Source organism: Pandoraea pneumonica (assembly GCF_049918595.1).
Classification (GTDB): Bacteria; Pseudomonadota; Gammaproteobacteria; order Burkholderiales; family Burkholderiaceae; genus Pandoraea; species Pandoraea pneumonica_A.
Genome location: NZ_JBNCRZ010000002.1, coordinates 361,425 through 374,047, shown reverse-complemented (window position 1 = coordinate 374,047; position 12,623 = coordinate 361,425). Strand labels below are relative to the sequence as shown.

General features: G+C 63.6%; 12 protein-coding genes and 2 pseudogenes. 4 read left to right on the top strand and 10 right to left on the bottom strand.

Annotation, left to right across the window (positions count from 1 at the left end; genetic code table 11):
• The first annotated feature begins 15 nt into the window (after window positions 1-15).
• A complete protein-coding gene (locus ACPWR9_RS08280; RefSeq protein WP_426297403.1) occupies window positions 16-261 on the top strand; it encodes a hypothetical protein in 246 nt (81 codons plus the stop codon).
• 142 nt (window positions 262-403) lie between these two features.
• Here ACPWR9_RS08280 and ACPWR9_RS08275 read toward each other — a convergent pair whose 3' ends face one another.
• Window positions 404-772 (bottom strand): hypothetical protein, encoded by a 369-nt coding sequence (locus ACPWR9_RS08275; protein WP_426297404.1) that lies wholly within the window; start codon window positions 770-772, stop codon window positions 404-406.
• A 248-nt stretch (window positions 773-1,020) separates the two neighbouring features.
• Here ACPWR9_RS08275 and ACPWR9_RS08270 point away from each other — a divergent pair, with 248 nt between their 5' ends.
• Window positions 1,021-2,109: a helix-turn-helix transcriptional regulator gene (locus tag ACPWR9_RS08270; RefSeq protein WP_426297405.1), complete on the top strand. Its 1,089-nt coding sequence runs from the start codon at window positions 1,021-1,023 to the stop codon at window positions 2,107-2,109.
• Here the strand turns inward: ACPWR9_RS08270 and ACPWR9_RS08265 are convergent.
• Complete coding sequence (locus ACPWR9_RS08265) at window positions 2,080-3,648, bottom strand: sensor domain-containing diguanylate cyclase (RefSeq protein ID WP_426297406.1); 1,569 nt, start codon at window positions 3,646-3,648, stop codon at window positions 2,080-2,082. The two genes, ACPWR9_RS08270 and ACPWR9_RS08265, sit on opposite strands and share 30 nt — an antisense overlap.
• A gap of 91 nt (window positions 3,649-3,739) precedes the next feature.
• Between ACPWR9_RS08265 and ACPWR9_RS08260 the strand changes: the two genes are divergently transcribed.
• Window positions 3,740-4,135: a BLUF domain-containing protein gene (locus tag ACPWR9_RS08260; RefSeq protein WP_150677548.1), complete on the top strand. Its 396-nt coding sequence runs from the start codon at window positions 3,740-3,742 to the stop codon at window positions 4,133-4,135.
• Between the two features lie 141 nt (window positions 4,136-4,276).
• Here ACPWR9_RS08260 and ACPWR9_RS08255 read toward each other — a convergent pair whose 3' ends face one another.
• From ACPWR9_RS08255 to ACPWR9_RS08220, 8 genes and pseudogenes are all read right to left on the bottom strand, one after another.
• Complete coding sequence (locus ACPWR9_RS08255) at window positions 4,277-5,323, bottom strand: ABC transporter substrate-binding protein (RefSeq protein ID WP_426297407.1); 1,047 nt, start codon at window positions 5,321-5,323, stop codon at window positions 4,277-4,279.
• 92 nt (window positions 5,324-5,415) lie between these two features.
• Window positions 5,416-6,561, bottom strand: a complete 1,146-nt coding sequence (locus ACPWR9_RS08250) for an NAD(P)/FAD-dependent oxidoreductase (RefSeq protein WP_426297408.1) — start codon at window positions 6,559-6,561, stop codon at window positions 5,416-5,418.
• Window positions 6,554-8,038: an FAD-dependent oxidoreductase gene (locus tag ACPWR9_RS08245; protein WP_426297409.1), complete on the bottom strand. Its 1,485-nt coding sequence runs from the start codon at window positions 8,036-8,038 to the stop codon at window positions 6,554-6,556. The genes ACPWR9_RS08250 and ACPWR9_RS08245 overlap by 8 nt, the downstream gene beginning before the upstream one ends.
• Window positions 8,035-8,436, bottom strand: a complete 402-nt coding sequence (locus ACPWR9_RS08240; protein ID WP_426297410.1) for a (2Fe-2S)-binding protein — start codon at window positions 8,434-8,436, stop codon at window positions 8,035-8,037. Before ACPWR9_RS08240 ends, ACPWR9_RS08245 begins: the two co-directional genes overlap by 4 nt.
• A 24-nt stretch (window positions 8,437-8,460) precedes the next feature.
• Complete coding sequence (locus ACPWR9_RS08235) at window positions 8,461-9,255, bottom strand: ABC transporter permease (protein WP_058378193.1); 795 nt, start codon at window positions 9,253-9,255, stop codon at window positions 8,461-8,463.
• Window positions 9,256-9,295: 40 nt separating this feature from the next.
• Window positions 9,296-10,201 (bottom strand): ABC transporter permease, encoded by a 906-nt coding sequence (locus tag ACPWR9_RS08230; RefSeq protein ID WP_426297411.1) that lies wholly within the window; start codon window positions 10,199-10,201, stop codon window positions 9,296-9,298.
• A pseudogene (locus ACPWR9_RS08225) lies at window positions 10,194-10,496 on the bottom strand (TOBE domain-containing protein); the annotation flags it as partial. The pseudogene ACPWR9_RS08225 and the gene ACPWR9_RS08230, both read right to left, overlap by 8 nt.
• A gap of 98 nt (window positions 10,497-10,594) precedes the next feature.
• Window positions 10,595-11,321: pseudogene (locus tag ACPWR9_RS08220) on the bottom strand (ABC transporter ATP-binding protein); the annotation flags it as partial.
• Between the two features lie 298 nt (window positions 11,322-11,619).
• On the opposite strand from ACPWR9_RS08220, the gene ACPWR9_RS08215 reads away from it, so the two are divergent.
• Window positions 11,620-12,492: an IclR family transcriptional regulator gene (locus ACPWR9_RS08215; RefSeq protein WP_426297412.1), complete on the top strand. Its 873-nt coding sequence runs from the start codon at window positions 11,620-11,622 to the stop codon at window positions 12,490-12,492.
• Window positions 12,493-12,623: the final 131 nt, after the last annotated feature.

Here is a 12,623-nt window from a genome sequence, read left to right as displayed (position 1 = left end):
TTGGGGAAATGCATCGTGAGTGATCCGAAATCCGTCAAATTTATCGTCGTGCCGTATCGCAAGAACAAGGACGGCGCGTTGCAACCCGGCGAACTTCGCCAGGCCAGTACCGAGTTCGGCGCCGTACGTATCGCACAAGCGATGGCTGCCGGTTTTGCCGGTATCGCCGCCTACGAAGTGCTGGTCGACGACGAGTCCGGCACCATGGATTCGCCGCGCGTCCTGTTTCAGGAGGGATCGATTCCGGCACTCGCGGAGTAATCGGCATCACCGCATCAACACCTCAACGTCCGTACTCCGATCGAATTCTGATCGACAAATATCGCAGCCGTATGACGTGCATCGCACGGCTGCGATATTTGGATTGTTTATTTGGATTGTTTATTTGGCTTGTTAATTTGAATTACTCAGGCCGCGACGGACGCGCAATGGCATCGAACGTACGGGTCTGGCGCGGATGCTGCAAGTCGCGCGTATCGAGCGCCCGCTGCGTCGCGGCGACATCCTGTGCGCTCGGCCCCGGTTGCGCACCGTTGCGCTCACTCGCCACGCGGTTGATCGCTGCGCTGGCCGATTGCGCGTCAGCAACCGGTGCCGAAGCGACGAGGCCCGTCGAAGGGTGCAACGAAGGCGCCGCCTGATTCGTCTGACGAATGCTGCTGAGGTCGCCGGTGCCCAGATACGACTGCGCACTGGCATGGCCTGCGAAGAAGGTCGCGAAACAAACGATTGCTGCGCTCAGGCAGGTCGCGAGGAAATTGGTGCGGTTCATATTGGCCCCCCTTTAAGTTGTTAGTTGCGTCGAGCCCTTCTACAGCAGGTGTTTCGACATGGCTGCATTGTCTCAGCCGAAACACCCTTTGTCGCCCGCACTAATCACAGTTGACGGTGGCTTTCGGGGGGATCAGGGGTATCGGGGGGGGATATTGTTACCCCTCTCATTTTCGGCAGCCCGTTCTGCTACACTGCGCAAAAAATGGGCCTCAGGCCCACGGGATAGCAGCGCATACGGGGGATCCCATGTCGGACGACATCAGTTTTCGACGGGCGTCGGACGCCGTGCAGGCGGTCGGTGCCGGGCAAGCAGACTGGCTCGACGTCGTAAAGACGGCACGCGACTTTCTGGGCGCGGAAGCCGCCACGTTCCTGTGCCACGACAAACAAAGCCGCTCAGTGCGATTCATCGAGCAGTCGGGCCACGAAGACGGCCTGATTCAGGAATACGCGCAGCACTACTACCAGTACGACGACTCGACCCGCCGCTTCTGGGACGCCCCCGCCGGCACCTGGTACGACTCCTCCATCGCACTCAAGCACGAATCGCCGAACGACCGCGTCTTCTGGAACGAGTTCATGCGTCCCTACCAGCTCCAGCAACTGGTCGGCGTCGTCATCTGCAACGACAGCGACGTGCTCACCGCGCTGAGCATTCAGCGCATGCACGTGGTCGAACCCGACTTTGCGCACGCCGCCCGCATCGCTGAATACGAGCGCATGTTGGCCGCCGCGTTCGCCGCCCGGCGCGCGGCCACCCGCATGAGCCTCGACGCCCTCGGGCAAATGCTCGATCCCACCCGCGAAGGTTTTCTGATTGCCTCACCCGACGGCTGGATGCTCGACGCCGCCGGCGGACTCGACGTCTTGCTCGGCAGCGACGACAGTCAACTCGTGCTCAAGCAGCGCCGCCTCACTCACCGGCAGCCCGACTGGCAAGCCCGGTTAGAGGAGACGCTAGCGAAAGTGAGCACTACCGGGGTGGCGGCGTCACTCGTCGTACCGGACTCATGGGGACACGCGTACCGCCTGACGTTGCGCCCGCTCGCCAACAACATGAACCATGGCTTGCGCTCGGCGGTAGGTATTCGTGTGGAGCGTCGCAGCATCTTCAACGTGCCGACCGAAGCGGCACTTCGCGAGCATTTCTCGCTGACGCGCGCCGAGGCTCGACTGTTCCATCACCTCGTCGCGGGCTTGACCATCGGCGAATGCAGCGACGTCCTGCAACTGGGTACAAGCACGCTGCGCACCCAGCTATCGGCCATCCTGCGCAAGACGGGATGCCATCGTCAGGGCGAGTTGTTACGCCTCGCGGCCATGCTCGCTCCCTGATGCTGATTCCGCCACCAGTACCGTGGCTCGCGTGCGGTTGCGCCCCGCCTGCTTAGCCGCAAAGAGTTGCTCGTCGGCCGCCCGCAATATCGCGTCGGCACTTTCGCATTCGTTGGCGCCCCCCGTGGCCGCCCCCACGCTCACGGTCAACGTGCCGACGTCGCTGCCGATATGGGCAATGTGCAGCCGCTCGATCCCCACCCGAATCTGCTCGGCCATCTTGGCCGCGCCGGCCGCCGGGGTGTCAGGCATGATCACCGCAAATTCCTCGCCGCCATAACGCGCCGCCATGTCGGTATCGCGCCGGACATGTCCCGCAATGTTCTGTGCGACCGCTTTGAGCACGTCGTCGCCCACCGCATGGCCGTATTCGTCGTTGAAACGCTTGAAGAAGTCGATATCGATGAACAGCACCGAGAGCGGCCCCCCCGTGCGTTGCGCCCGGCGCCACTCCATTGCGAGCTTGCTGTCGAGCGAGCGGCGGTTGTTCAAGCCGGTAAGCCCATCGGTCACCGAAAGACTGGCCAGCCGCGTCATGGCGGCGGCGCGCATACGAATGGCTGCAACCAGGAGCCACGAGCCCGCGATCAGGGTCGCCGCACACGCCAGCGCGATCGAGCCGAAGGTCGCCACGTTCCAGCGCCATTCGCGCATCGTGCCAACGGTCAACGGGGTAATCACCACGAACAACGACGCGCCCGGCACGCGCACCGACCGGTAGTCGTGTGCACGCGCCCCGGCGGGAAACGATAACGCCGTGAGCAGGTTGCCATTGCGCGTGGCATTGCCGGGCAGCTTCGCTACCGTCCCCGGTTGTGCATCGCCACAAGGTGCGCACGCGAGGACGGTGCCCTTGTCCTCGATGATCTGAATGGTCTTGATGTCTTCCGATTCGACTTCCGCCACCAGATTCTGGAAATGATCGAGGCGCAGCGCAATCACCGCCACCCCGGCGAACGAATGGTCCGGCCCGCTCACGCGACGGGTGAGCGCCACCGACAGCAAGCCGCCATGTAAGCGTGATTTATAGGGTTGCGAGATATACAAGCCAAGCGACGGGTTGCCCAGATGCGAGCGGAAGTAGTCGCGGTCGGAGACATCGACGACCCTGTCGGAATCGGGGTGCAGCGGCGCGGCGATCTTGCCGGTGTTGTCGACCACATAAGCGTCGTCGAGAAAATCGCGGCTCAGCATCTGACCGAAGCGCACGCGGTCGCGAACCCGGTCGGTGAACATCGGCGTGGCGGGGTTTTCCGCGTCGCGCACCATGTCTTTGAGCAACGTGTCGTAGATGGCGATATTGCCGCCCAGACTCGTCGCCACGACCGTCGCCGCGCTTTGGGCCCGGTCGAGCGTGGAGACAATTCGCCCCTCACGGTTGTTTTCCAGCGAGATGGCCACGCCGATCAGAATCGCCAGCGCAATGACCGTGCCGACAACGCCGACCATGACCGGCCGATGGTCGAACTTCTCGACCAGCATCCGCAGGCGCTTGCCCGCCCAGGTGTGAAGACGTTGGGTGCCAGAACGCGTCGACATGCCCATGATTTCCTCGCGAGAAGTTGAGGTATTCTAATGCGCGTCGCCCCGACTAACACCGTACTTTATTACCGCCTCCCGGATCCCGCTTATGACCGAGTGCTACGCGTACCTGAGCCGTGCCCTGCCCGACCTCGATCCGCTCATGCTCTCGAAGATCATCGTCAACTCCCGGGGCTTCAACGAGACGTACGGCATCACCGGGGTGCTGCTCTACGACGGCGTCACGTTCTATCAATACATCGAAGGCCCAGCGGAGCCGCTCGCCGATGCCCGCCAGCGCATCGAAGCCTCGCGCCATCACTCCGATATCCGGGTACTGCTCGACGGCACGCCGCGCACGCCCGGCGCCTTTCCGACGTGGAGTCTAGGCTATCTGATGCTCGACGAACCGGCCCATACGCTGCGCGCCTTCGTCATGCCCGCCGACCACGCCGCGCTGGTCGCCGCGTTCGCCGCCCTCGCCGAGAAGTCGGACGCGATGTAGTCTTCGCCGCTAAATCCCCCGAATCCCCCGAACTCACCGAAGACAAACGACAAAACGCCGGGCAGCCCCCCAGAGGTGCCCGGCGTTTGTCATGCAGACCTGAGGGTTACCCGGCGATTCTCCGCGGGCCACCTCACGGGCTTACCGCTCGATCTGACGGTTCCAGCGCTGATCCCACTGCGCGCGGCGCTGGTTGATGGCGTCCCAATCCACGGTCTTAATGTCTTTGACCAGATCGTCGATCTTGCCCAGACGCTTTTGCATCGCCGGCGGCACGGTGGCCTGCGGGTTGGTCGGAATGTAAGCACCGGCCGAAGCGGCCAGCGTCTGACCCCGTGCCGAGAGCAGGTACTGCGCGAGCTTTTGCGCCATCGCGTTATCGGGGCTGTTCTTCACCACGCACAGGTCGACCAGCAACTGCACGGCGCCTTCCTTCGGCGCGACATAAGCCACCGGAATGTTCTTGTCCTGAAGGTCGCTCACGGCCGTGGGCGTGAGCGGGAAGATCGCCGCTTCACCGGTCTGGATCATCTCCGAGAGCTTGGCCGAGTTCGGAATGTACTCGACCACGTTCGGGCCCACGGTGCTCGCCCACTTGGTAAAGCCCGGCTCGACGTTGGTCTCGCTGCCACCCCAGATGCGGTTCAGTGCGAGGAAGCCGTGCAGGCCAAACGTGCTGCTCGACGCCGACTGGAACACCACTTTGTTCTTGAACTTCGGATCGGCGAAGTCGGTCCACGACGTCGGCGCGGCCCAGCCCTTTTCCTTGAACACCTTCGTGTTGTAGCCGATACCGGTCATGCCGAGTTGCACGCCAGCGCCCATGTCGTCCTTCACGCGCGCAAACGGATACAGCTCCTTGAGCACGGGCGAGTCGTCGAGCTTCTGGCACACACCCATGCTGATGGCGCGCGCCATCACGCCGTCATCGAGAAACACGACGTGCATCTGCGGGCTGTTACGGTTCGCAAGCAGCTTCGCCAGCACGTCGGACGACGTGCCCGGCACCACCACGACCTTCACATTGTTGGCTTTCTCGAACTCGGGAAAGACCTGGCTCGTGTAAGCCTTTTCCATCGGGCCGCCGTTCATGCCGATGTAAAGCGTTTTGCTCTGCGACCAAGCGGCGCTGCTCGTGCCCAGTGCCAGCGCCGCAGCGCACATGACGACCTTCTTGGATAGCTTCATCGTGGTTCTCCTTGCGTTTCGAGAGGTAAGGAACGTGTGAGTGACGTTTTTTTAACGTTGAGTGATGACGTAATTCGTGGTGGCGCGACGCTTCACGCGAGCGCGGTATTCGACGGCACTTGCGAGAAACGGTCAATCGAAAAGGCATCCAGCGGCGTGACGGTCTCGCCCTGCGTGACGAGATCGGCCAGCACTTCGCCCACGCCCGGCGCCAGCAGAAAACCGCCGCCCGAAAAACCGAACGCGTGCAGCAGACGCGGCGTCGTGCCGCTTGCGCCGATGATCGGGTTGTTGTCGGGCGTCTCGCCCTCCACACCGCTCCACGTGCGAATGAGCAACGCGTTGCGCAAGGCAGGCACCAGCGCACAGGCTTCACGCATGACGGCGCGCGTGGTGTCCGCCGAGGGTTGGGCGTATTCGCCGTTGCCCGTGCCACGCCCGCCGCCGATCACGCAATTGCCCCGCTCGACCTGACGCGCATACACGCCGCCGCCGTACACGCCGAGGTTGTGGCCGATGCACTTCGGCATCGGTTCGGTGACCCACATGTTCGGGTAGATGGCATGCATCGGTACACGCTCGCCGAACGTGTCTGCGATGTGGTTGGCCCATGCGCCCGACGTGTTGAGCAGCCAGTCGGTGCTCACATGCAACGCATCACCTTCGGCAGGTTGCGCCGTCAATTGAAAGCGCACGCCGTCGTGAGCGATGGCGGTAATGGGTGTGCGCTCACGAACATCGGCACCAAGTGCCCGAGCCGCACGCGCAAACGCGGGCGAGACAAGACGCGGGTTGGCATGGCCGTCGCTCATGCACAGCGAACCGCCCACCGCGCCGTCGCCCAGCCACGGAAAACGTTGACGGAAAGCCGCACCGCGCAGCACTTCCGTTTCCAGACCGTGCGTACGCGCCATCGCAGACCACGCGTCGAGCGGTTCGAGATCGCTCTCGCGGCGCGCGAGTCGCAGATGACCCGAGCGCACGAACTCGCCGTCGATGCCGATCAGTTCGGGCAAGCGGTCCCACAGGCGTCGCGCACGCATGGCCAGTGGCAGTTGTTCTTCGGGGCGGCCCTGACAACGCACGCCGCCGTAGTTCACGCCGCTCGCCTGTGCGCCGCAGTAACGACGCTCGAAGAGCCCCACGCGCAGGCCGCGCTCAGCGAGTGCCCGGGCTGCCGACGCGCCCACCAAGCCGCCACCGGCGACCACCACGTCGTAATGCAAGGTCTCACTCATCGCGCGCCTCATCGGGAATGGCGGCGACGTTCTCGTCGTACAGCATCGGGGCAATCGGAATCGGTTTGATCGGCGCCTGTGCACGCAGGCGTCCCACTTGCGCGAGCGTCTGCCCGGTCGCTTCGGCCAGCAGATGACAGGCGGCTTCACCGCACATGCGCCCCTGACAACGGCCCATCCCGACGCGAGTGAGCGCTTTCAAACGATTGATTTCGCTCACACCGTCGAACCGGACACACTCGCGCAATGTGCGCGCGTCGACCTCTTCGCAGCGGCACACCAGCATGTCGTCGGGCCATTGTGCGGACGGGTCGGCCGGTGGGGCAAACGCCTGCTCGATCCCCACACGAAAACGGTGGATGCTCGCGAGGCGCCGCTCAAGCGTGGCAGCGTCCGGGGCATCGGGCATTACCGGCGCGGCAATGCCAAGGTCTTCGAGCATGGCGAGGGCCGCGCGACGACCGGCCATCTCGGCGGCGTCGGCACCGGCGATGCCTGCACCGTCACCAGCGAGATACACACCCGACTGCGAACTACGGCCTGCCGCGTCACGCTCGGGCAACCAGCATTGGTTCAGTTCATCGAAGACGAAACGGCAGCCTGCGAGGTCGGCCAGTTGCGTCTCTGGACGCAAGCCAAAACCCAACCCGAGCGCAGTGCACCCCAGTGTGTGCTCACGTCCGTCGCGCTCCCATCGAACGGCGCGCACGCCAGCCGTGCCATCGATTCCAGTGAGTGTCACGCCATGTTCGATGCGCACGCCATGTGTGCGCAGCCAACCGACGTAGTAAAGGCCCTTGGCAAACGTGCCCGGCTGATTGAGTAAACGCGGCGTCGCTTTCACTTGTCCGGCGAAACCGCTCGTGTCGAGTACGGCAACGACATTTGCGCCAGCCTTCACGTATTGATAGGCCACGAGGTAAAGCAATGGCCCGGTGCCCGCGAACACCACGCGCTCGCCGATCGCACAGCCATGCGCTTTGAGCGCGACCTGCGCGCCGCCCAGCGTGTAGACGCCCGGCAAGGTCCAGCCCGGCACCGGCAGCACGCGGTCGGTCGCGCCGCTGGCGATGAGCAAATGCGTGAACGACACCGCTGTCTCGCGGCCAGCGTGCATCGTGTGCAGGCGTTGTCGACTGCCTGCCGCGCTCGTCGCGCCCGCGACGCCTGCGGTATCTGGCGACGCGTTCACCGGGTCGCACGCCCACACAAGCGTGTCGGGACGATAGTCGATCTGCGGGAGCAGCGCGGCCATCGCGGCGTGCACCGCGTCGGCCTTCTTCGCCTCGAAACCGTAGAGCGTTTGCTGGCTTCGAACGAAGCCTGCATCCGCTGGCGGCTGACGGTAAATCTGACCGCCCCAGCGCGCATTCTCGTCGAGCACGATCGGGCGGATGCCTGCGGCAACGAGCGTCTGTGCGGCGCGAATACCGGCAGGGCCAGCGCCCACGATTACCACTTCGGGGCGCGCGCTCATGCCTTGCCTCCGCGACGCATATCATCGTTACCCGCCAGCGGCGAGGCCGCCGCGCTGGTCACGATACGCATGCCATCGCGCACGAGCGTCGAGCAAGCGCGCAGACGCGTGAGTTGCCGATCCTGTGGCGCAATGCCATTGGCGTCCACCGCGTCGATTTCGCAGCGCACCCAGCAGTCCTGACATGCGCCGATCAGGCAAAAGCCCGCGCGCGGTGCGCCGCTGAACTCGCTGATGCGCACATGGCGCTGGTGCATGAGAATCGCCGTGAGCAGCGTGTCGCCGGAAAGCGCTTTCACCGGCGCACCGTCGAGATAAAACGTGACCGGTGCGCGCGTGGTCTCGGCCAAGCGCGCCAGTTGCGGAGAATGTTGCAGATCTTGCATGAGGCGGGACATGAAAAGTCTCTTGTGAGCGCTCGCTCAGTGCTGACCGATCAGAATGCGGTTCAGGCCGTAGACGCGGTCGAGCAACAGCATCGCGCCCAACGTGATGACGATCACCAACGCGGAGACCGACGCCATCATCGGGTCGATCGACTCGGTGGCGTACATGTACATGCGTACCGGCAACGTAATGGTCTGCGGCGACGTGATGAAGACCGACATCGTCAGTTCGTCGAAGCTATTGATGAACGCCAGCAACCAGCCACCGGTGATGCCCGGCAGAATCATCGGCATCGTGACGCGGCGAAACGTCGTCCACGAGCCTGCGCCCAGCGACGCCGCCGCATGCTCAACGCTGCGATCGAGACCGCTGATCGAGGCCAGCACGAGGCGCATGATGAACGGCGTGATGACGATCATGTGGGCGAACGTCAGCGCGGCGAACGAGCCGGTCACGCCGAGCATCGCGAAAAAGCGCAGCAGCGCAATGCCGAGCACCAGCCCCGGAATGACCAGCGGCGAGAGCAACAAGCCGTTGAGGAAGTTACGCCCCGGAAAGCGGGCCCGACCGATGGCCAGCGCCGCCGGCAGCGAGATCAGCAGCGACAGCGTGGCCGACAGGAACGCAAGCTTCAAGCTCGTGAAGAACGAGGCGATGAAGTCCGGATAGTCGAGAATCGCGCGGAACCAGCGCAGCGAGAAACCGTGCGTGGGCAGCGAGAGCGTTTCTTCGGGCGTGAAAGCGACCAGCGTCACGATGATGAGCGGCGCGAGCACGAAGAGGATGACGAGCGTGTGGAACGCGAGCGCCAGAGGACTGTTTTTACGCATGATGGCGGCAGTAGAGTTCGGGTCTGCGGTAACTGACGGCTCAACCCATGCTGCGCGCGTAACGGCGCTCGAGCACACGGTAGTAGGTCAGCATCACGATCAGGTTCGCCACGAGCAGCAGCACGGCAATCGTCGCGCCCAGCGGCCAGTTCAGCGAACTGAGGAACTGGTCGTAGACCGCCGTGGCGGCCACTTTCAGACGGCGACCGCCCAGCAGGCTCGGAATCGCGAACGCGCTGGCCGACAGGCCGAACACCATCAGGCTGCCCGACAAGATGCCCGGCACCAGTTGCGGCAGCACGATGCGGCGCAGCGTGGTCGCGGGCGAGGCCATCAGCGACAGCGCGGCGTTCTCCGTTTGCGGATCGAGCCGTTGCAGCGATGTCCACACGGGAATCACCATGAACGGCAGCATCACGTGCACCAGCGCCACGACGATGGCGAAGTTCGTGTACTCCATCTTGTACGGGCCCATACCGACGAACGCGAACGCCTGATTGATCAGACCGCCCGAGCTCATCAACATGCTCCAGCCGAAGGCGCGCACGACAATCGAGACCAGCAGCGGCGAGAGAATCACCAGCAGGAAGATCGAGCGCCACGGGTCACCCATGCGCGAAAGCACATAGGCTTCGAACGTACCCACGACCGCGCACACGGCAGTGACCGTCAGCGAGATGCCGAACGTGCGCAGAAAAATCGTGTGGAAGTAATCGTCGAACAGGACTTCGGCGTAGTTGCCAAACTGGAACGCCGCAATCGGGCCACTCGCCGGATCGAACTGATAGAAGGTGAGCGCTAACGTCATCAGCAGCGGGATGAGCACCAGCGCCGTGAACAACAGCATGGCCGGCGCGCTCATCACCCACATCGGCAGATAGGCATGCCATGGCGCGCGGGGGCGCGCGGCCGGTGCGGCTTGCGTCACTTGCAGTGTTTCAGCCATGAGCCCGGTCTCCCGCGACGCCCGATGCGACCGGCGCGATGAAACGCACCGCTTCGGCGTGCCAGTCGAGCCCGACCGGTGCACCTTCGGTGAGCGGCTCGCCGCCCTCGTTCTGACAGCACACCAGCACTTCGCCGAGCGCGCTGTCGACGCGATACAACCACTGGCTGCCGAGGAAGAAGCGGCTCGTCACCGTGGCAGTCACACGGCCTGCGTTCGGCGCACACAAGCGCACTTTTTCCGGACGCAGGCACAGGGTGATGGCGTCGCCTACGGCCACGCTGCGCTCACGCGGCGAGAGGTCGACGAGCGGTGCGCGCTGGGTGAGTCGCGCGTCGGCATGCAGGCCATCAAGTTCCACATGCAAGTGCTCACCGTCGCGGGCCGACACGCGCCCGGCCAGCATGTTGGCCTTGCCGATGAACTGCGAGACGAATTGGTTTTCCGGACGCTCGTAAGCGCGGTACGGCGTGTCGACCTGCGTGATGCGACCGGCTTCCATCACGACCACGCGATCGCTGATCGACAGGGCTTCCGATTGATCGTGCGTGACCATGATCGTCGTCGTGCCGATCTTGCGTTGGATCGAGCGCAGTTCGAACTGCATGTCTTCGCGCAGCTTGGCGTCGAGGTTCGACATCGGTTCGTCGAGCAGCAACACCGGCGGCGCAATGACGACGGCGCGGGCGATCGCCACGCGCTGACGCTGGCCGCCCGACAGTTCGCGCGGGAAGCGGTGGCCCAGCGCATCGAGCCGCACCAGCGCGAGGGCTTCGCGAATGCGGTCCTGCCGCTCGGCCTTGTCGACGCCGCGCATCTCCAGACCGAAGCCCACGTTGTCCGCCACCGTCATGTGCGGAAACAGCGCGTAGCTCTGGAACACGATGCCCAGACCGCGCTTGTTGGGGCGCATGTTCGTGATGTCGCGGCCGTCGAGCGTGATGCGCCCGGTCGTCGCTTCCACGAAACCGGCAATCATCTGGAGCGTGGTGGTCTTGCCGCAGCCCGAGGGGCCGAGCAGCGAGACGAACTCGCCCTTCTCCACCGAGAGATTCACGTTCGAGACGGCATTCAATTCGCCGAACGTTTTGGAGACATCCGTCAGAGTCAGAAAAGACATGGTCACTACCTTCGGGCGCGTGAGCACCGCATCTGATGCAATTGCATCGAACAGTAGCGAGCCAAATTCCTTGCTGCAAGATAACGATTCCATGAAACGAGATAAATTTTATGATTATTTCGTTTGATGGAATATATGTGGGAATGAGCATGTCATTCGTTTCGCGTCAGCGTCTCGGGATAATCCCTAACTAATGATGATTATTCAGTGTTTTTGCGCATTTCGATGCATCGCGTCTGTTTTCAAGATCAGGCCGCTTGCGATAACATTCCGTTTGACGGAATAATTCGAGACACTCATGCGCACTTCCGATTCACCTCGCGAGGCCAAAGGCCCGGCGGCGTCCGACGCCGCAGGCGCAGGCATTCTGCAACGTACGTTCGCGGTCATTCGCGCCCTTGGCGTGGCCAAGCCTGAAGGCGAGCGCGTCACGCACATCGCCAAGGCGGTCGGGCTCAGTCAGGCGACCGTCCACCGTATCCTCCATGCCCTGATTGCCGAGCAGGTGGTAGAGCAGGACGAGACGTCCAAGCTGTACCGGCTGAGTGTCGACTTCTTCGCGATGGCCGCGCAGGCTGGCAATCCGAGCGGCATGCGCACGCTCTGTCGCCCGTCGCTGCTGCGCTTGTGCGCGAGCCTCGGCGACACGATCTTCCTGCTGGTGCGCAGCAGCTTCGATGCTGTGTGTCTCGACATGTGCGAAGGCCCGTTCCCGATTCGGTCGTTTACCGGGGACATCGGTGGTCGCGTGGCGCTGGGGGTCGGTCAGGGAAGTCTGGCGATTTTGGCGTTTCTGCCGGAGGCCGAACGCGAGGAGATCATTCGCTTCAACGTGCCGCGTCTGCGCGGATACGGCGTGCTCGACGAGGTGTATTTGCGCACGGAGATCGAGCGGGTGCGGCAGTTGGGTTACGCAGGCAGCAACAGCGGCGTGCTCGAAGGCATGGCGGGTGTGGCGGTGCCGATTTTCGACCGCACGGGGCATGCCGTGGCCGCGCTGAGTATCGGCACGCTAGCCGCGCGTCTGTCGCAGGATCGTCTGCCGATGGTCGTCGAGTTGCTGCGGCGTCAGGCTGAGCTGATCGGCCCGCAGACCAACCCGTTCGACGTTGCCATGCGCCGCCCCATGCACGGCCTCACACGGGCACTCACAACGGAGCCGATCGCCTGATGGGCACGGCGTGATTTGTGCGGCATGAAAGTGTGCCAAGAATTTGATGGCCGAAAATGGCTAGCGGTCGCGACGTGCGCCTGCAAGAATGTCGCGCGACGCGTTTGACGCGTCGCACAACCTCCCCACTT